The 18365-nt window shown below is 53.1% G+C and carries 19 protein-coding genes and 1 tRNA gene; 17 read left to right on the forward strand and 3 right to left on the reverse strand.

Annotation, left to right across the window (positions count from 1 at the left end):
* The first annotated feature begins 96 nt into the window (after positions 1 to 96).
* The 13 genes from arfB (at position 97) to GQ51_RS10560 (ending at position 11636) form a co-directional block, all read left to right on the forward strand.
* Positions 97 to 501 (forward strand): alternative ribosome rescue aminoacyl-tRNA hydrolase ArfB, encoded by a 405-nt coding sequence (gene arfB, locus GQ51_RS10500; RefSeq protein WP_200884448.1) that lies wholly within the window; start codon positions 97 to 99, stop codon positions 499 to 501.
* 17 nt (positions 502 to 518) lie between these two features.
* On the forward strand, positions 519 to 1208 hold the full coding sequence (tsaB, locus tag GQ51_RS10505; protein ID WP_047554126.1) for a tRNA (adenosine(37)-N6)-threonylcarbamoyltransferase complex dimerization subunit type 1 TsaB: 690 nt from the start codon (positions 519 to 521) through the stop codon (positions 1206 to 1208).
* Positions 1205 to 1663, forward strand: a complete 459-nt coding sequence (rimI, locus tag GQ51_RS10510; RefSeq protein ID WP_047552712.1) for a ribosomal protein S18-alanine N-acetyltransferase — start codon at positions 1205 to 1207, stop codon at positions 1661 to 1663. The genes tsaB and rimI overlap by 4 nt, the downstream gene beginning before the upstream one ends.
* Positions 1660 to 2457: a hypothetical protein gene (locus GQ51_RS12075; RefSeq protein ID WP_052177802.1), complete on the forward strand. Its 798-nt coding sequence runs from the start codon at positions 1660 to 1662 to the stop codon at positions 2455 to 2457. Before rimI ends, GQ51_RS12075 begins: the two co-directional genes overlap by 4 nt.
* Before the next feature lie 56 nt (positions 2458 to 2513).
* Positions 2514 to 3113 (forward strand): LemA family protein, encoded by a 600-nt coding sequence (locus GQ51_RS10520; protein ID WP_047552715.1) that lies wholly within the window; start codon positions 2514 to 2516, stop codon positions 3111 to 3113.
* Positions 3114 to 3158: 45 nt separating this feature from the next.
* Positions 3159 to 4007: a TPM domain-containing protein gene (locus GQ51_RS10525; protein WP_047552718.1), complete on the forward strand. Its 849-nt coding sequence runs from the start codon at positions 3159 to 3161 to the stop codon at positions 4005 to 4007.
* Positions 4008 to 4012: 5 nt separating this feature from the next.
* Complete coding sequence (locus GQ51_RS10530) at positions 4013 to 4513, forward strand: TPM domain-containing protein (RefSeq protein ID WP_088178156.1); 501 nt, start codon at positions 4013 to 4015, stop codon at positions 4511 to 4513.
* Between the two features lie 232 nt (positions 4514 to 4745).
* On the forward strand, positions 4746 to 5336 hold the full coding sequence (locus GQ51_RS10535; protein WP_235276209.1) for a hypothetical protein: 591 nt from the start codon (positions 4746 to 4748) through the stop codon (positions 5334 to 5336).
* 29 nt (positions 5337 to 5365) lie between these two features.
* On the forward strand, positions 5366 to 5758 hold the full coding sequence (locus GQ51_RS10540; protein ID WP_052177803.1) for a YbaN family protein: 393 nt from the start codon (positions 5366 to 5368) through the stop codon (positions 5756 to 5758).
* 46 nt (positions 5759 to 5804) lie between these two features.
* Positions 5805 to 6500 carry an SDR family oxidoreductase gene (locus GQ51_RS10545; RefSeq protein WP_047552723.1) on the forward strand — a complete coding sequence of 232 codons (696 nt, stop codon included), beginning with the start codon at positions 5805 to 5807 and terminating at the stop codon, positions 6498 to 6500.
* A 366-nt stretch (positions 6501 to 6866) separates the two neighbouring features.
* Complete coding sequence (locus GQ51_RS10550; RefSeq protein ID WP_047552726.1) at positions 6867 to 8369, forward strand: catalase; 1503 nt, start codon at positions 6867 to 6869, stop codon at positions 8367 to 8369.
* A 180-nt stretch (positions 8370 to 8549) separates the two neighbouring features.
* Positions 8550 to 9968, forward strand: coding sequence for an aminotransferase-like domain-containing protein (locus tag GQ51_RS10555; protein WP_047552729.1), 1419 nt, complete (start codon positions 8550 to 8552; stop codon positions 9966 to 9968).
* A 288-nt stretch (positions 9969 to 10256) separates the two neighbouring features.
* A complete protein-coding gene (locus tag GQ51_RS10560) occupies positions 10257 to 11636 on the forward strand; it encodes a phosphatase domain-containing putative toxin (protein WP_047552732.1) in 1380 nt (459 codons plus the stop codon).
* A gap of 15 nt (positions 11637 to 11651) precedes the next feature.
* On the opposite strand, the gene GQ51_RS10565 is transcribed toward GQ51_RS10560, so the two are convergent.
* Positions 11652 to 12680 carry a S1 family peptidase gene (locus GQ51_RS10565; RefSeq protein WP_047554133.1) on the reverse strand — a complete coding sequence of 343 codons (1029 nt, stop codon included), beginning with the start codon at positions 12678 to 12680 and terminating at the stop codon, positions 11652 to 11654.
* A gap of 199 nt (positions 12681 to 12879) precedes the next feature.
* On the opposite strand from GQ51_RS10565, the gene GQ51_RS10570 reads away from it, so the two are divergent.
* The 3 genes from GQ51_RS10570 (at position 12880) to GQ51_RS10580 (ending at position 16047) form a co-directional block, all read left to right on the forward strand.
* Positions 12880 to 14601, forward strand: coding sequence for a proline--tRNA ligase (locus GQ51_RS10570; protein WP_047552735.1), 1722 nt, complete (start codon positions 12880 to 12882; stop codon positions 14599 to 14601).
* 47 nt (positions 14602 to 14648) lie between these two features.
* Positions 14649 to 15275, forward strand: a complete 627-nt coding sequence (locus tag GQ51_RS10575; RefSeq protein ID WP_047552737.1) for a lytic transglycosylase domain-containing protein — start codon at positions 14649 to 14651, stop codon at positions 15273 to 15275.
* A gap of 268 nt (positions 15276 to 15543) precedes the next feature.
* Positions 15544 to 16047, forward strand: a complete 504-nt coding sequence (locus tag GQ51_RS10580; RefSeq protein ID WP_047552740.1) for a DUF1097 domain-containing protein — start codon at positions 15544 to 15546, stop codon at positions 16045 to 16047.
* A gap of 67 nt (positions 16048 to 16114) precedes the next feature.
* Here the strand turns inward: GQ51_RS10580 and GQ51_RS10585 are convergent, their stop codons facing one another.
* Positions 16115 to 16984, reverse strand: coding sequence for a hypothetical protein (locus GQ51_RS10585; protein WP_047552744.1), 870 nt, complete (start codon positions 16982 to 16984; stop codon positions 16115 to 16117).
* A gap of 73 nt (positions 16985 to 17057) precedes the next feature.
* Positions 17058 to 18089: a tRNA preQ1(34) S-adenosylmethionine ribosyltransferase-isomerase QueA gene (gene queA / locus GQ51_RS10590; RefSeq protein WP_047552747.1), complete on the reverse strand. Its 1032-nt coding sequence runs from the start codon at positions 18087 to 18089 to the stop codon at positions 17058 to 17060.
* 61 nt (positions 18090 to 18150) lie between these two features.
* On the opposite strand from queA, the gene GQ51_RS10595 reads away from it, so the two are divergent.
* Positions 18151 to 18237: transfer RNA gene (locus GQ51_RS10595), tRNA-Leu, on the forward strand.
* Positions 18238 to 18365 lie beyond the last annotated feature (128 nt).

Consider the following 18365-nt stretch of genomic DNA (forward strand, 5'->3'; position numbering starts at 1 on the left):
GGTTAACACTGTCGGCTTTTTTAATTTCACTATATGCAAAAATTAAATAGCGCTATAGTGCTGTCAGTGATTACAGCAATAAAAAACGTACACACGATGTCCATTATCCATATCCCGGAAACTGAATACACGCTCACCGCGATTCGCGCGCAGGGTGCGGGCGGCCAGAACGTGAATAAGGTTTCCAGCGCGATACACCTGCGTTTCGATATTGGCGCATCTTCTTTAAGTGACTGGCTCAAGGCCAGGCTGCTGCATCTGAAAGACAGCCGTATCAGCGCTGATGGGGTGCTGGTGCTGAAAGCCCAACAGTACCGGACGCAGGAGGCCAACAAAAGGGATGCGGTGCAGCGCCTGCATGACATTGTGAATGCAGCAAATCAGGTCAGCCCGACGCGCCACGCTACGCGCCCGACGCGGGGTTCTACCCGGCGCAGATTGGAAAGTAAGACGCAACGCGGGCATATCAAGCAATTACGTGGCAAAATAGCGGCTGAATAAACTCTTTGAATCATCCAGTGAAACTCCTAGCCTTCGACACCTCTACCGAATACTTATCCCTGGCACTCATGCAGGAGGATGGGCTGTCTACGTTTGACGTATTGGCCGGCCAAAGCCATTCACAGCTGATATTGCCGCAGATTCAGGTTTTACTGGATGGTGCCGGCCTACGGCTGGCAGACCTGCATGGCATCGCTTTCGGTGCCGGGCCCGGATCTTTCACCGGTGTGCGTATTGCGGCGGGAGTTGCGCAAGGTCTGGCTTTTGGCGCCGGGTTGCCGGTAGCAGGCGTTTGTACCTTGCAGGCACTCGCCGAGGCGAGCGGTGCCGATAAAGTGATTGCCTGCCTGGATGCGCGCATGGGTGAGGTTTACCATGCGGCTTATGTCAGGGCGTCCGGCACCTGGCAAACCGTGATGGAACCGGGTCTGTATAAACCGGATGCAGTGCCTGCCATCGAAGGCGAGGGCTGGACCGGTGCCGGCAGCGGCTGGAAAGCTTACGGGGCATTGCTGGGCCAGGCATATCAAAGCCAGTTGCGGGAAACGATGCCTGAATTATTGCCGGGTGCCGGCGCGATATTGCATCTGGCCCAGCCCAGGTTTGCGAGCGGGCAGGCCCTGCCGGCCGCCGAGGCCATGCCGATCTACATACGAAACCGGGTGGCGCTTAAAACAGCCGAGCGTGAGCAGGGCTTGCGTTTATGAATGCGTTGCATCCTGCTTACCAGTTCCGACCGATGATTGAGTCCGATATTGACGCCATCATGCAAATCGAGCCTTATATCTACTCCCACCCGTGGTCACGCGGAAATTTCAGCGATTCGCTGGTTTCCGGCTATTCGGCGTGGGTGTTGCTGGATGGCGCACAGATCATAGGCTATTCGCTGATGATGATGGTGCTGGATGAAGCCCACCTGCTCAACCTGAGCATTGCCAAAGCCTATCAGAAGCAGGGGCTTGGCCGGTTGCTGCTGGAACATATGATCGCCATCGCAAAAAGACAGAATGCGGCCAATATGTTCCTGGAAGTGCGGCCCAGCAATATCTCTGCAATCGCGCTTTATGAAAATATGGGCTTTAACGAAATGGCGATACGCCGCGGCTATTATCCGGCGCACAATGGCCGCGAGGATGCAGTACTGATGGGGTTGGCATTATGAGCCTCGCAAACCAGCTCAGCCGCGAAGACATGCTGCGGGAACTGGAACTGCTGCCGGTCTGGCAGTTGCGGCAGCCGCTGCCTGCACAGCTAAAGACAGCCGTGTCATCTGCCGATGCAGGCCAGCCCGAAGTCAGCAAGCACGAGCCAACCCAGCCTGATGTGGCAGCAACAGAATCAGCGGTTGCCGAGTTGCCGGTCATTGAAACTCAGTCTGCCGCCTATGCTGCGCTTGAACTAGCGGAGCCGCTGCCAGTCGAAGTGGAGCCGCCAAAACCTGCGCCGGTTTTTGCAACGGTGTTGCAGCCGTCGGCAATCGAGGCCGCCGCGAGTTTCGATGCACTTGTGCCCGAACCCGCGCAGGAGGCGGTGCCTGAACAAGTGCAGGCGCTGCCGCTACGTCTGCTGTTGAGTGAAGCCAATGTCTATGCGTTCTTGATAGCGCCATATGCGGCGGAGCTTGATGCCGAACCGGTTGAAACCCTGTTGAGGAATATGATGCGTGCCATGCAGCTTGATAGCCGTGTGGATATCACCGATAGTGTAGATAAACTACTTGCGGCGTATGTTCCCAAAGTGATTATCAGCTTTGGAGCAGAACCGGCTAACCAGCTGTTCGGAACAATGCGGCGCATCGAAGACTGGCGTACGGCGCAGCAGCAGATGCCGCTGGCTTATGAGGGTGTGCCCTTGCTGGTGACACATCATCCCGCACATTTGCTTGAACACAGTGCGGATAAAGCAGATGCCTGGCGTGACCTGTGTTCTGCCATGAAGCTGATACAGCGCTTGTAATTGAGTCGGCTAACGCAATATAGTCTATATTGTTATTGGATTTTAAAGGAGCAACCATGAAAAACCTGATGTTAAGAATTTCAGCTTTATTGCTGGTGTTGAGCTTGACCGGCTGCGGTTATAACGCTTTCCAGACCCTGGACGAAGAAGCCAAAGCGAGCTGGTCTGAGGTGCTTAACCAGTACCAGCGTCGTGCCGACCTGGTGCCTAACCTGGTTAACGTCGTGAAGGGTTATGCCTCGCATGAAGAAAAAGTGCTGACGGAAGTTGCCGATGCGCGTGCAAAAGTGGGCAGCATGCAAGTCACGCCGGAACTGATTAACGACCCGGAAGCCTTTGCAAAATTCCAGGCAGCCCAGGGGCAGTTGACTTCGGCTCTGTCACGCTTGCTTGTGGTTTCCGAGAACTATCCTAATTTGAAAGCGGATCAGGGTTTCAGGGACTTGCAGGCGCAGCTGGAAGGTACCGAGAACCGCATTACCGTTGCGCGCAACCGTTATATTGAAACCATTAAGAACTACAATGTCGCCGTGCGTTCTTTCCCGCAGAACCTGACTGCGATGATGTTCGGTTACAAAACCAAGGCGTCATTCACGGTAGAGAATGAGAAAGCCATTTCAGTCGCGCCGACTGTGAGTTTTGAAGATAAGAAATAAGGGCATCAAGATTACGGCAGAATCCAGTCTATCTTGTCTTTTCGCATGTCTTCCGTCCTGAAAACCTGCCTGTTCACATTCTGCTGGGTGCTGTTACTGGCATCCGGCAGCTTGCGCGCAGAGCTTGTAGCGGTGCCTGCATTGCAGCATCGCGTCACGGACCTCACCCAGACTTTAAGTGCCGGGCAGCAAAGCCAGCTTGAAGCAAAGCTGGCTGCTTTTGAGCAGCAGAAGGGCAGCCAGGTTGCCGTGCTGATCGTGCCAACCACGCAGCCGGAAGCGATAGAGCAATACAGTATCCGCGTAGTGGATAGCTGGAAGCTGGGCCGCGAAAAACAGGATGATGGCGTACTGGTGCTGGTGGCAAAAGATGACCGCAAAATGCGCATCGAGGTCGGTTACGGGCTGGAAGGCGCGATTCCGGATCTGATCGCCAAGCGCATTGTCACTGAAATCATGGTGCCCAGCTTCAGGCAGGGTGATTTTTACGGCGGCATTGACCATGCCGTTGAGCAGATCATCAGATTAATATCAGGTGAGCAGCTGCCTGCGCCGGCACAATCGGCGCCTGATGGCGACCGCTTCATGAGCATGCTGTATGTGGTATTCATCGCCGCTTTTGTCGTGGGCGGGATTTTACGTGCAATTTTCGGCGGCTTTGTAGGCGGCGTGCTCAATGGCGGCATCATTGGCATGTTGATATGGATTTTTGGCGGCGGTTTGCTGGTTGCCATAGTGCTGGCGATCATCGCCTTTTTCCTGACCTTAGCCGGTGTGGCTGGCTTAGGCCACATGGGCGGCATGGGCGGTGGTGGTTATAGTGGCGGCTCCGGCGGCTGGAGCGGGGGCGGCGGCGGTGGTTTTGGCGGCGGCGGTGCCTCGGGGAGCTGGTAATGGTCATGAATCTTTTCAAACGCGTATGCCGGCATCTTTTTATTTCTCCGCTGGCATTAAAGAAACGTTTTCCTAAATCGGTAATGCGGCGCATCGAGCAGGCGATTGCCGATAGCGAGCAGACGCATCTCGGTGAGATCAGGTTTGCGGTTGAACTCAACCTGCCGCTGCTGGACATCCTGGGCAGGAAATCCGGGCAGCAGCGGGCGGTTGAAGTATTCTCCCAGTTGCGGGTATGGGACACTGAGCAGAATAACGGGGTGCTGATCTACCTGCTGCTGGCAGACCATGATTTTGAAATACTGGCAGACCGCGGTATTCATCAGCAGATAGGCACACATGGCTGGACACGCATCAGCCATGAAATGGAGGTGCTGTTCAGGCAGGGGAAATTTGAGGCGGGTGTGTTATATGGCATTGCGCAGATCAGCAATCTTCTGGCACAGCAGTATCCGCCAGGTACGCATAACGATAATGAGTTACCCAATGCGCCGGTTATTCTTTAAGGAAACACGGAATAAGTACCTGCGCGAGCAAATTACTTCGTTGCGCGGTACTCGCAACCTCGCTGTATACCGCATACTATGGCTTCGGCCGCTAAGCTTAACATCGCTTCGCGAGTTAGCCTACGCCGAAACACTGCGTTGGTTTTCTCGGTTCCTGCGTTCCGTGCGCCTCGTACTTTATCTCGCTCGGCGACTTATTCCGTGTTTCCTAAATTCACTGTCTTGCGGATTCTTGATTTTTTCACTGCATGCCCATGCAGCGTTAAGCGACATTACGCGCATTTATCAGCAAGTGCCGGCATTGGGCAGTTTCGATGTATGCACCGGCGGTGGTTGTGCGGAAATGCAGCAGGTGTCGCTGACAGAGGACGAGTGGTACAGTATCAGCAGTGTGTTCCTGAATGCAGGGAATGTATCCGATGCCGCGCAGGAGCGCAGTCTGATCGCAGTGGCAATAGGGGTGTTCGAGGGGATCGTCGGCAGCAAGACAAGTACCGCTACCGATCTTGCCGGCACGTTTGGTAATTCGGAATACCCCGGCCAGCTGGACTGTAATGATGAGGCGATCAACAGCACCACCTATATGCGGCTAATGCGCCAGAATGGCCTGCTCAAGTTTCATGAGGTTGAAGATATGCGTACACGCAATTTCTTTTTCTCCGGCTGGCCGCATTCAACCGCCGTGATCAAGGAATCGGCAACGGGGGAACGCTATGCGGTAGATAGCTGGTTTTATGACAATGGTTTCCCGGCCACCATCGTGCCTTTTAATGTCTGGAAATCAGGCTATATCCCGGAAGACAGCCCGGTGCTGTCCAAGTAACCTGCGCTGGCAGCTAACGGTACTCGTGCATGAGCCGGCTTAAACTTCATCATTCGCCTTATATCAGGCATGTATTTGTTGCCTTGGGTTTTGTCGCGCTATTGCTCGGCGTGATCGGCATTTTTCTTCCCGTAATGCCTACGACGCCGTTTATCCTGCTGGCGGCCGCGCTCTTTGCTCGCGGCTCGGAACGTTTCCATAGCTGGTTATTGGCACATCACCTGGCCGGACCATTGATTACAGACTGGTACGAGCATCGCAGCCTGCGCCCCGCTATCAAACGCTGGGCATACCTGCTGACCGTCATCTCGTTCAGCAGTTCCATATTGATCGTTGACCCGATTGCGTTAAAACTGTTATTACTCGCATTCGCTGCGGTATTGATTTATTGCCTGTGGCGAATGCCGGTGCGTAAAGTTTAGGCGTTTATTTTTTTGATTTTTACATCTTAAATATTCAGGATATGTCATGACTGCAACTTATCAAGTACTCATTACCGGTGCCAACCGTGGTATCGGGCTCGAATTCACCAGGCAGTATGCAAGGGATGGCTGGAACGTCATTGCCTGCTGCCGAGACTTGGCACAGGCCAAGGATCTGCAGCAGCTGGCGCAGGCATATCCGAACATTAAAACCTATGCGCTGGATGTCGCGGATTTTGATGCAATCGAGGCATTGGCGGCAGCCTTGAAAGATGTGAAGATCGACATACTGATCAATAACGCGGGAGTCTACCCGCACTCAGACCTGCAAGCGGCCGATGCCGGCGATTGGCTGCATGCCTTCAAGGTGAACAGCATGGCGCCATTGAAAGTGGCTACCGCTTTTATGCCGAATATAGCCGCTAGCCAGCTCAGGAAGCTGGTGACGCTGTCTAGCAAGATGGGCAGCCTGGATGACAATACCAGCGGTGGCAGTTATATCTACCGCAGCAGTAAAACCGCAGCCAATATGGTGATGAAAAGCCTGTCCATTGATTTGCAGCCGTATGGCATTGCTGTCGCAGTCCTGCACCCGGGCTGGGTGCAGACCGAGATGGGCGGTCCCGGTGCGCTTATCGATGCACAGACCAGTGTTTCAGGTCTGCGGCAGGTGATTGCCAATCTGGATTTGGCCAATAGCGGGCAATTCATTGCTTATGACGGCAAGGCCATCAACTGGTAAACATTGAATGCCTGGCTCTGGCACGGCCGCAATGAACCAACAAAATTATGAATACTCAAAAAAGAGCCTGCCAGGCTCTTTTTTTATTCAGGCACGGTAATTTGATAAATAAAATTTATCGTTTTGTTTTTAACATTAAATTATACATATTAAAAGTAGGGGGTTATGATGTCTCCATCGTCATTGATTTCATGTGATGAATGAATAAGGAGGTACATGATGTACAGGCAAAGTTTTCAAACCATGGTTGAGGATGTACTGAATTTATCTGTATATGTGTTCGATGAAATGCTGGCAAGTTATGCGTTTGCCCATTGATCTGTGCGTTGATATGGGCATTGTTTAATTAATATTGAGGAGAATAGTATGACCAGTAAGATTTTAACTACATCAGCAGGGGCGCCGGTAGCCGATGACAATAACAGTATTTCAGCAGGTGCGCGCGGTCCTTTGACTTTCGACAACCACTATATGTTCGAGAAGCTTGCACACTTTAACCGCGAGCGTATTCCGGAGCGTGTCGTGCATGCGCGCGGCACAGGAGCTTACGGCACATTTACCGTCACCAGGAGCCTTAAGGATTTTACGATTGCAGATTTCCTGCAGAATGCAGGCCAGCAGACCGAAGTGTTCGTGCGGTTCTCGACCGTAGGCGGCGGCCAGGACTCCAGCGATTATGCACGTGACCCGCGCGGTTTTGCAGTGAAGTTCTATACTAAAGAAGGCAACTGGGATATGGTCGGCAATAATACGCCGGTATTTTTCCTGAATGACCCGATTAAATTCCCGGATTTTATCCACTCACAGAAAAAAGACCCGCGTACCAACCTGCCCAACCCAGCCAATGCATTTGAGTTCTGGGCGAATCATCCGCAGTCCCTGCACCAGATGACGATCCTGATGTCTGACCGGGGGATTCCGTTGTCGTACCGTCATGTGCATGGGTTCAGTTCGCATACCTTGAGCCTTTATAACGCCAAAGGGGAGCGCTTCTGGGTGAAATGGCACTTTAAGACCAATCAGGGCATTAAAACCCTGACCAATGCAGAAGCAGCGCAGATGCCGGCGCATGGTGCGCAGCAGGACCTGGTGAATGCGATTGACCGCGGTGATTTCCCGTCCTGGCGCGTTGAAGTGCAGATCATGACGGAAGCCGAGGCCCGTACATACCGTATCAACCCATTCGACTTGACCAAGATCTGGCCGCATAAGGATTTTCCATTGATCGAGATCGGCAGGCTTGAATTGAACCGTAACGTGAATAACTATTTTGCCGAGACCGAGCAGGTATCTTTTGCGCCAAGTAATTTCGTGCCGGGTATCAATGCATCGCCGGATAAAATGCTGCAAGGCCGTTTGCTGGCTTACCAGGATGCCGCACGCTATAGAATCGGTGCGAATGTAAACCAGATTCCGGTCAATGCACCGCGTTGTCCGGTCAACCATTATCAGCGTGATGGTGCGTTTGCCGGGATGGGTTGCCCGGTCGGGCATGGCGCAACTGCAGGTGCAGGTGCAACTGCCTACCCGAATGCGGCTGCGGCAGTCGATGCCCTGAATTTTTATCCGAATGACAGAACCGCAAACGGTGCGCCGGCGCCGGTAGCGGCAGTTGCGCCGCCGCCGATGCCGGCACTGGAGAATGCATGGATCGGTTACCATGACCAGAGTGAGGAGGATTACTATACGCAGGCAGGTGACTTATTCCGCATCATGAATCATGAGCAAAAAGCGCAACTGTTCAATAACATTGCGGGTGGATTGAGCCAGGCCAATACCGATATCCAGCAACGTATGCTGGCGCAGTTCGCCAAGGCAGATCCGTCTTATGCGGAGGGTGTGAAACAAGCCATTGCTGCGCTAGTTTAAAACGCAGAGCGAATGGCAGAGAAAAGGCTACCTTGGGGTAGCCTTTTTTTATGCTTAGGTAACACAAGCGGAATTTTGGCTTGCGGCTTTGTTTGAACATCTATAAAGTGGCCGCGATATTAATAAACTATTATTTTTAAAAGGGTTATACACCCTCAATGATGGCCCTGGTGATTACACATGAAGCTTTATGAGCAGCTTGCCAACTCTATCGCCCAATCAATCCAGGAGGGGGTACTTGGCCGAGGCGATAAATTACCGTCCGTGCGGCAGGCGAGCGAGAGCCGCGGGGTCAGTCCTGCAACCGTATTCCAGGCCTATTATCTGCTGGAAGCCAGGGGGCTGATAATCGCGCGGGAGCGATCCGGGTATTTTGTAACAGGCGGTGCAATCGGTATGCCACCCGCACCCGCTCCGCAGGTCGAGCCTAATATTGCCTCCATGCAGGTCGATGTCAGTGAACTGGTGTTTGAGGTGCTGGAATCCATCATCAATAATCATGCGGTTCCCCTGGGCTCGGCTTTTCCCAGCCCGTTCCTGTTTCCGCTCGATCAACTGGCTAAATGCATGGCGCCGGCATTGCAGGCAATGGCCCCGTGGTCGGTGATGAGCAATATCAATCGCGGAGATGCGGAACTCAGGCGCCAGATAGCGCTGCGCTACATGATTGGCGGCTTGAATATCGCCGCCGAGGAAATCATCATCACCAACGGGGCGATGGAGGCATTGAACCTGTGCCTGATGGCGGTAACGCGCCCGGGTGACACCATACTGATCGAGTCGCCGACTTTTTTTGCAGCGCTGCAATCGATTGAGCGCATTGGCCTGCGCGCCGTCGCCATACCAAGTCACCCCGAATCCGGTATCGACCTGGCGGCAATGGAGCAGGCGATTATTCAGCACAAGCCCCAGGCCTGCTGGATCATGACTAATTTCCAGAACCCTTCAGGCAGCCTGATGCCGGATGAAAAAAAGAAAGCGCTGGTAGAACTGGTGACTAAATACCAGGTGCCGCTGCTGGAAGACGATGTGTTTGGTGAGCTATATTTTGGCGATAAACGCCCAATGCCGGCAAAAGCCTTTGATACCGAAGGCCTGGTGATGCATTGCTCCTCATTCTCCAAATGCCTGGCACCAGGCTACCGGGTGGGCTGGGCAGCGCCAGGCCGCTACCTGAAGGCGGTTGAGCGATTGAAGATCACGACTACAGTGGCAACCTCACTGCCGGCACAACTGGCAATCGCCAGGTATTTGCAGAAAGGCGGCTATGATAAGCACCTGCGTCACCTGCGCCAGGTCTTGCTGGTGAACCAGATCAAGTTCATAGAAGCCATCGAGCGCTATTTCCCTGAGGGAACATGCCTGTCCGCACCGCAGGGCGGTTACTTCTTATGGATCAAGCTGCCCGAAGGCGTAGACGCACTGCAATTGCATAAGCTGGCGCTTGTTGATGGCATCAGCATCGCGCCCGGGCCTATATTTTCTGCCCAGAGGAAATTCACGAATTACATCAGGCTGAATTACGGGCAGACCTGGAATATGCGTTATGAGATGTCGCTAAATGCGCTTGGTACCATCGTCAAGAACATGATGCGATAGTGGCCAGTGGTAAGCGCGCAGGCCTAATGAGAAAACTTGCAGGCTGATATGCTTTTTATTCAGCGATCTGCTTCTGTTTAAAATCTTCTAAACCATGTAATTTGCGCGATTGCGATAAATCCCGTACCCGGTGTACTGATGGCAGTTCCTGATCTGACATTGTTACCTGGTGGGATATGCTCTTTAACTCATTTTATTAACCAGCTGCTGCCGGCTGAATTCAATGGCAGCCGGCCAGCATGCACTGGCTGTATGATCTGGCTCAGTGATGCCTGATATCAAGACGATATGAATAAAATATTACCGATACAATTGCCGCAATCATCCTCGCAATTGTCTACGATCACAAATACCGGTGTGTCTCCAGAGAGCATGCTGCTTCGGCTTGAGGGTTTCGGCGTCACATTCGGCAGCAATGCCGTATTGAGTGATATATCGCTCAGTGTGCCGGACAAAGGGATGGTTGTGCTCACCGGGCCCAAGGGCACGGAAAGGGCAATCCTGCTGCGTACGCTGGCCGGCTTTGGCGCCAGGAGCGTTCCGCACCAGATGCTGGGAAGCGCAATCTACCGCGGGGCGGCGCTGGGCGATAAAGGGCACGTTGCGCTCGTGGCGCAGAATGCACAGTTGATGATGGCCTCGGTGCTGGAGAATGTCATTGTGAATCTGCCTGAACGCAACCGGTTAACGCAGCCATTGCAGCGTGAGCTTGCGCAAAAGCTGCTCAAGGAGGCCGGATTGCAGGATCTTTGCGATCGGCTGGACCAGCCCATGGCGAGTTTACCGTTTGCATCGCAGCGGCATTTGTCGGTTCTGCGTGAGATCGTGGCCGATCCGCCACTGCTATGCATCGATGAGCCTATAGCAGGGATGGCAGATCCGGATGCCGGGCGTTTAATTGCTTATCTGCGCGACCAGGCCACGCACCGCGCACTGCTGGTGGCTGTTCACAGCCAGGCGCATGTGCGTCAGCTGGGCGGCAATGCCGTGCTAGTCGTGCATGGGCGCATGCTTGAGCTGCAGCCTGTCCCGCAAATATTTGATAGCCCATGTTCGCCGGCGGCAATCGAGTTTGCACAAACCGGTAAATGCAGTGCCGCAGCCTACGAAGCCTCATTAAATACCCAGCATGCAGACCATGGTTTACAGCCAATGCCGCTTTCTGATGCAGCCGTGCAGGTTCATGCGGAAAAAGTTGAGCAGAATAGCCAGGTCAGACTGGGGAGATTCATGTGGCTCAAGCGCGGTATGCTTGCGGCTACGCCGGTACCCGGCAGGCACGGCAGTGTTGCCGGTGATTTGGAGGCTTTGCGCCAGCATGGGATTACAACGCTGATTACCTTGAGTGAGACCGGTATTGATGACGCTGCATTGCAGGCAGCCGGCCTGAAAAACATCTGGGAGCCTGTTCCCGATATGGAGGCGCCCAGCATTATCCAGGGGGTGCGTATCTGCAAGGAAATCGAGTCATTGCTGAAGCAGGGGGATGTGGTTGCAATCCAGAGTGATGCCGGGTTAGGCCGCACGGGTACCCTGCTGGTTGCGCACCTGTTATGGAAAGGCATACGCCTGAACGATGCACTGGAATACGTGCGCAGGGTGGAGCCGCGCTGGGTGCAGACACAGGCGCAGCTGGATTTTCTGGGTGAGTTTGCGCAGCGGGTTTAGTATTGCGGTGCATCATTATTGGCCTGACTGCCCAGCCAATTTGGGCGATTCAAGGTTGAGCGACTCCAGCGCTTCCTTATCCAGTGCGCTCAGCATTTTACTGAAATCCTTGAGTTCCGATTGGTTGTCCTGGTCCCTTGCAATCCTTGCCAGGGCCAGAATACTGGATGTATGGTGAGGGTTGGCGGCCAGCGTTATGCGAAAATTTGTTTTGGCATCCTGTGTTTTTCCCAGGTTCTGCTGGGCAAGCGCCAGGTAATAGCTTGCTTCCGGGTCGTCCGGCGCCTGTTTTTTCCACTCGGTTGCGATGGCCAGCAGTTCTTGCCATTTCTCCGCCTGCATGGGCAGTACTACCTGCATCCAGTATGGGCGTTCTGCCAGGGGAGCATCCCAGAACGGGGCAGCGGTCTTGATGATCTTATCGGTTTCCGGCAACGACATTGCCGCCCTGATCCATTTGGCCGGAACATTATAGAAATAACCATTCGCGCCGGGGCTTTTGAAGGTACTCATGCCGATGACCCTTCCCTGGTCATCAAACAGCGGGCTGCCGCTGGCACCCATCTGGAATGATGCGGAGGTGCGGATCACATAGCTGCTATCCATTGCGTAAAGCGCTTTGATTCTGCCCGTGGTGGTCAGTGGCTTTGCTGCGCCGCCCGGAAAGCCGACTGAAAATGTTGCGGTTTCATAGATGAGTTTTTCGCTGTCGCCGAAAGTTGCGGGTTTCAATGGCAGGTATTCAAAACGCAATATGCAGACATCATGTTTCCAGTCGGCCCGCACTCCGACCGGCGCATAGGTTTCGCCGCGTGCGGCCACATTAACGCCGACTGCATTGCCCAGCACGTGGCAATTCGTAGCCACAAGATTCTCAGCCACAACAAATCCTGACCCGCTGCCCTGGCCGCCGGTGGTCGTGACGGTATGGATCTTCACGATGGTGCCTTTGAGGTTGTACACCAGTTCGGGAGAAGGCTCCGCCGACGCTGCCTGGCTCAAACCCATCAGTATCAGCATTGTGTTCAAAGCATAATTTTTCATCGCGCGCTCCTGATCAATAAATGATGGATGCATCGTATCGCCATTGGTTCAAATGTCAGCAGGCATGTAATCATCAGCCGCCGGCAAAAATGTAATATACACGCGATGAAGCGGTGCCGTACTTAATAAGTGTTGCTGACTAACGCGCTGATTAACTGTAAAATTCGCACTTTCGTTTAGCCACAGATTTGAATCTATTATGCGCGCCTCACAATTTTTCTTTAACACTCAAAAAGAAGCCCCTAACGAAGCCGAACTGCCAAGCCATATTCTAATGGTGCGTGCAGGGCTGATTAAGCGACTGGGTTCTGGCCTTTATAACTGGATGCCGCTGGGACTGCGTGTGCTGCGCAAGGTTGAAGCGGTTGTCCGCGATGAAATGAACAAGGCGGGTGCGCTGGAATTGCTGATGCCGGCCGTGCAGCCAAAAGAGCTGTGGGAGGAAACCGGCCGCTGGGCAGTATTTGGCCCGCAGATGCTTAAAATCAAGGACCGTCACGAGCGTGAGTTCTGCTTTGGCCCTACGCATGAGGAGGTGATTACCGACATTGCCCGTAAGGAAATCCGTAGTTACAAGCAGCTGCCGCTTAATTTTTACCAGATTCAGACCAAGTTCCGTGATGAGATCCGCCCGCGTTTCGGCGTGATGCGCGCACGTGAATTCATGATGAAAGATGCGTACTCATTCCATACCGATTTCGCATCGCTGGAGCAGACTTACCAGACCATGTACCAGGCTTACAGTAATGTGTTCACCCGTCTGGGACTCAAGTTCCGCGCAGTGCGTGCCGATACCGGTGCTATCGGCGGCGAGGGCTCGCACGAGTTCCACGTGCTGGCGGATTCCGGTGAAGATGGCCTGGCCTATTGCGACACATCAGATTTTGCAGCCAACGTAGAGCTGGCCGAAGCCTTGCCTGCAGGCAGCGCAAGGGCTGCCGCAGCTGAAACGATGCGCGAAGTGGATACGCCCAAACAGACCTCGTGTGAAGATGTGGCTAAGCTTCTGGAAATAGGTATTGAGCGCACAGTGAAAGCGATTGCGCTGATCGCCAGAGATGAGGTTGCCGGTGACAGGTTCTACTTAGCGCTATTGCGCGGCGACCACAACCTGAACGAAGTCAAGATTGGTAAATTGGCAGGCTTTGCGGACTTCAGGTTCGCGACCGAAGAAGAAATCCGTGCTCACCTGAATTGTCCGCCAGGTTTCATTGGCCCGGTTGGTGTCGCTGCGAACGTGACCGTCATCGCTGACAGGACCGTTGCGCTGATGAGCGATTTTGTGTGCGGTGCCAATAAGCCCAAGTTCCATCTGGCCGGCGTGAATTTTGGCCGTGATTTGCCGGAGCCATCGCTGGTGGCCGATATCCGCAACGTGGTGGATGGCGATGCCAGCCCGGACGGCAAGGGCGTGCTGTCACTGTGCCGCGGTATTGAAGTCGGGCATATTTTCCAGCTGCGCACTAAATACTCAGAAGCCATGAGTGCGACTTACCTGGATGAAAATGGCCAGACCAAGACCATGGAAATGGGTTGCTACGGCATAGGTGTGTCACGTATCGTAGGCGCTGCGATCGAACAGGGCAATGATGAGCGCGGTATTATTTTCCCCAAGAGCATGGCGCCGTTTGAAGTGGTGATCTGCGCGATCGGCTACGACAAATCGGAAACGGTCAAAGCTGCAGCCATTAAACTGCATGATGATTTGCAGGCGGCAGGCGTGGATGTACTGCTTGATGACAGGGGCGAGCGCCCTGGCGTGATGTTTGCCGAGGCTGACCTGATGGGAATCCCGCATCGTCTGGTGGTCGGTGAGCGCGGCCTGGCCGAAGGCAATGTGGAATATAAAGCCAGGGTAGAGGCTGACGCCAGATCTGTCGCGCTGGTTTCGGTGGTTGAGTTTGTGCAGGATTTGGCATAACATTGCCCTGACGCCCTTAAGGCCTTGTTCGGATTGAGAAAATAACGATGCGAAGATGCATTCTCGGAAGCCTGATGCTGTTGCTGGCCGGAATATCCGGCCTGAGCTACGCGGGTTCACAGATTGAAGAGCCGCTATCCAACAGCGTAAAAGCCCTGATGCAGCGCAGTGTGAGCGACCGGGCTGCGCCCACGCTGACCTTCGCAACGGAAGAAGAGGGACGCGCATGGATGAATGCCATGTCTGAACGCCTTAAAAAACGCATGCCGGATGCCAGGTACCGTGAAGATTTTCTGCGTACCGTACATTATGAAGCCAGCCGCGCCGGTCTTGACCCGCAGATGGTTCTGGGCTTGATTCAAGTGGAAAGCGGCTTCAAGAAGTATGCAGTTTCATCTGTAGGTGCGCGGGGCTTTATGCAGGTGATGCCGTTCTGGGTGCGCAGCATTGGAGCCAATGACCACAACTTATTCCTGCTGCGTACCAATCTGCGCTATGGCTGTACGATCCTGAGGCATTATGTGGATATTGAACGCGGTGATCTGTACCGTGCCCTGGGGCGTTATAACGGCAGCCTGGGACGGCCGGAGTACCCTAACCTGGTGCTGAGCGCATGGCGCAAGCATTGGGATTACACGCCCGGCAACTGGAATAACACGCCTAAGAATATCTAGTGCCGGTTCAGTTTTGAACCGGCTTGAATCCACCCCCAGACCTGATACTTAATCAGGTTTTCACGCTTCGCGTCACGTTCGTCTATGTAAAAGACTGTAACGGAATATGACAAATAAGTTTACATCCCGGCTAAATTCATTCAGTATGCCCCTAGCGATTTTTTTGTTCTAGGGCAACTTATAACATTTCTAATCTGCCCTGGCATCTCGCTGCTGTTCGTACTACCTTGTTATTCAACTAAAAATATATATTTGGGAGAAATAAAGTATGTCGAAATTAACTGCATTGGCTTTGAGTATTGCTGTTTTGGGTGGAGTCTGGGCATTTCTGGCTCTGGGACCTCTTGCTGGCTCGGTGTTGGTCTGGGCCGGGTTTATCGCATGGGGTAGCTATTTCCATACCGGGGGTGATGGTGCTGCACTGCAAAAAACGATTGCTGGCATGATTTACGGTGCCGTGGTTGCGGGCGTGGCTTTGGCGCTGGTTGTGGCTAACCCGGTAGGTCTGGGCGCTGCGATCGCGGCTCCGGTGTATGTAGCTGTGACCGTGTTCTTCCTGGTGATTGTGGCAGGCATCAACCTGCTGTCCGTAGTGCCGGCTAATGTGTATGGTTATGCTGCTACAGCAGGTTATGCCTTGAGCACCAACACGGCTAACCTGACCATGATGCCGAACCTGACCAATCCGGTGCTGCTGGTGGCGTTGTCTGTAGTGATCGGTGCTTTGTTCGGCGCCGCATCAGGCAAGCTGGCCGGAATGTTAGGCAAGTAAACGCTGGCCAGTCATAAAAAAACCGCCATTTCATAAATGGCGGTTTTTTATTGGCTGTATCAATCTGCTACTTCAGGACCTTAAATCCATAATAAGTGCCGAACTCGCCTTCAGGCTCATGATAGACAAACAGCATGTCATTGGCATAGCCGGTACCGTTGAAATGGTTCTGTGCACGTAATTTCAGGTCTTTAGGCAATTCACTCCTGCCCGCATATTTGCCATTGAGGTCAAAAATCAGCACCGCTTTATGGTCCACATCCAGCAGCACCAGCTCCTGCCCTTTTACGCCGCTGTAGCCTATAAAGTGATCGCTCACGTCGTGATGTTCTGCGCCGGCAGCGGTCAGGTCAAGTGCGATTTCCCGGATCTTTTCGCGGGATTTTGGATCCACGACCCACACTTTATTGCCGCGTTCCTGTTTTGCGTAGTATTGGTTGGTTTCCGGGTTGTAGCTCGGCATGGTGGCTGAATCGCCAAATGCAGGATTGAAACCGAGTATATCCGCTGAGCTGTTTTTTAAATCACCGTTCTCGGCCAGGTCAATTGAGAAAATGCCTGAATTTGGTGAAAACCCTACGTCACTCGAGATATTGTAGGTCACTGTTTCCAGTTTTGCGGTATTCGGGTTGTAATACAGTGAACGGTTGTCGTAGCCCGGGCGGGATGAGTTGACGTATTTCCCTTCTTCATCGTAAGCGTGGACTTCTGATTTTGAATAAGCTACTTCACCCTCGCCACCCATCGGGGCCAATCCGCCGTCAGCAATATAGTAACGCTTGAATACCGGGATATGCGCCACGGTCATCGGGCGTGTGGTAGGCTTTTTGGTTAGCGGGATTTTGATACCAACCTGTGCTTCAGGCAGTATTTCTGCATGAGCAAGCTGTGCAGCCGTTAAGAAAGCCATAGGAAGTAGTAAGTTTAAAACACGCATGGTCGGATTTCTCAATTTATTATCTAATAGTCTGATTGATAGGGTTAATTTAAATACATAGTTAATTTAAATATCAGCGCTGCTGCTTTTCTATCAGCATGGCATCGCCATAGCTAAAGAACCGGTACTCCTGTTCAACCGCATGCGCATAGGCTTTTTTAATGTGGCCTATGCCGGCAAAGGCAGACACTAGCATGAGCAGCGTGCTTTTTGGTAAATGAAAATTGGTAAATAAACGATCCACCACTTTGAATCTGTAGCCTGGGGTAATGAAAATATCCGTATCACCGTCGCCAGCCTTCAATTCGCCATGCCGGGCTGCGCTTTCCAGGGCACGCAAGGCAGTTGTGCCGATGGCCGTTACTTTGCCGCCATTGCGCCGTGTTTCATTGATGCTATCTACAGTAGACTGGGGAATGCTGAAAAGTTCACTGTGCATCTTATGTTCTGCAATGTTGTCTACCCGCACCGGCTGGAATGTGCCGGCGCCTACGTGCAGGGTGACATAAGCGATGTTGACGCCTTTTTGCTGCAGTTGTTCCAGCAACGCCTCATTGAAATGCAGTCCGGCAGTCGGAGCGGCCACTGCACCCAGGTTCTTGGCGAAAACAGTCTGGTAGCGTTCTTCGTCATCATCCGTAGCGGCATGGGTGATGTACGGCGGCAGGGGCAACGCGCCATACTGCTCCAGCAGGTCAAATACCGAGACATCACTCAAGAAATGCAGTTCGAACAAGTCGTCGTGGCGTGCGGCCACTTCCACATCAAATGCATCGCTCAGGCGCATGCGGCTGCCGATCTTGGGTGAGCGTGAAGCGCGCACATGGGCGTACGCAGTTTGTGCGTTGATGACGCGCTCGATCAGCACCTCTACATTGCCGCCGCTTTCTTTATGCCCGAACAGGCGTGCCTTGATGACCCGCGTATCGTTAAATATCAGCAGATCCCCCGGTTTGCAGGCATCCGGAAAGTCCAGAAACATTTTATCGGCAAGGGTTCCATCAGATCCGTCCAGGCATAACATGCGGCTGGCGGTACGTTCTTGGGTGGGATGCTGTGCAATTAAGGGGGAGGGTAAATAAAAATCGAAATCTTGGGTTTTCATAAATCGGATAGCTTGCTATAATAGCGAAATCGCAATTATACAGTAATGTATATTCCAAAGAGCCCAGGTGGCGGAATTGGTAGACGCACGGGACTCAAAATCCCGCGCTGGCGACAGCGTGCCGGTTCGATTCCGGCCCTGGGCACCAGTAAATCTTTGATTTGCACTCTATGGAAGTAATCAGGTGGTTGTGGCTGAGCTATGCCCGCCTTGCGTAAAGATCGCTATGTTCAATACACGTTCAGCTGTATATTGAACATAGCGTTTTTTTTCGCC

The sequence above is a fragment of the Methylotenera sp. G11 genome (genome assembly GCF_000799735.1).
In the GTDB taxonomy this organism is placed as follows: Bacteria; Pseudomonadota; Gammaproteobacteria; order Burkholderiales; family Methylophilaceae; genus Methylotenera.

Bases quoted from the DNA above. Each gene is read 5' to 3' on its own strand.
- arfB (WP_200884448.1), top strand. From the start codon at position 97: ATGTCCATTATCCATATCCCGGAAACTGAATACACGCTCACCGCGATT.
- rimI (WP_047552712.1), top strand. From the start codon at position 1,205: ATGAATGCGTTGCATCCTGCTTACCAGTTCCGACCGATGATTGAGTCC.
- GQ51_RS12075 (WP_052177802.1), top strand. From the start codon at position 1,660: ATGAGCCTCGCAAACCAGCTCAGCCGCGAAGACATGCTGCGGGAACTG.
- GQ51_RS10520 (WP_047552715.1), top strand. From the start codon at position 2,514: ATGAAAAACCTGATGTTAAGAATTTCAGCTTTATTGCTGGTGTTGAGC.
- GQ51_RS10525 (WP_047552718.1), top strand. From the start codon at position 3,159: ATGTCTTCCGTCCTGAAAACCTGCCTGTTCACATTCTGCTGGGTGCTG.
- GQ51_RS10530 (WP_088178156.1), top strand. From the start codon at position 4,013: ATGAATCTTTTCAAACGCGTATGCCGGCATCTTTTTATTTCTCCGCTG.
- GQ51_RS10540 (WP_052177803.1), top strand. From the start codon at position 5,366: ATGAGCCGGCTTAAACTTCATCATTCGCCTTATATCAGGCATGTATTT.
- GQ51_RS10545 (WP_047552723.1), top strand. From the start codon at position 5,805: ATGACTGCAACTTATCAAGTACTCATTACCGGTGCCAACCGTGGTATC.
- GQ51_RS10550 (WP_047552726.1), top strand. From the start codon at position 6,867: ATGACCAGTAAGATTTTAACTACATCAGCAGGGGCGCCGGTAGCCGAT.
- GQ51_RS10555 (WP_047552729.1), top strand. From the start codon at position 8,550: ATGAAGCTTTATGAGCAGCTTGCCAACTCTATCGCCCAATCAATCCAG.
- GQ51_RS10560 (WP_047552732.1), top strand. From the start codon at position 10,257: ATGAATAAAATATTACCGATACAATTGCCGCAATCATCCTCGCAATTG.
- GQ51_RS10565 (WP_047554133.1), bottom strand. From the start codon at position 12,680: ATGAAAAATTATGCTTTGAACACAATGCTGATACTGATGGGTTTGAGC.
- GQ51_RS10570 (WP_047552735.1), top strand. From the start codon at position 12,880: ATGCGCGCCTCACAATTTTTCTTTAACACTCAAAAAGAAGCCCCTAAC.
- GQ51_RS10575 (WP_047552737.1), top strand. From the start codon at position 14,649: ATGCGAAGATGCATTCTCGGAAGCCTGATGCTGTTGCTGGCCGGAATA.
- GQ51_RS10580 (WP_047552740.1), top strand. From the start codon at position 15,544: ATGTCGAAATTAACTGCATTGGCTTTGAGTATTGCTGTTTTGGGTGGA.
- GQ51_RS10585 (WP_047552744.1), bottom strand. From the start codon at position 16,984: ATGCGTGTTTTAAACTTACTACTTCCTATGGCTTTCTTAACGGCTGCA.
- queA (WP_047552747.1), bottom strand. From the start codon at position 18,089: ATGAAAACCCAAGATTTCGATTTTTATTTACCCTCCCCCTTAATTGCA.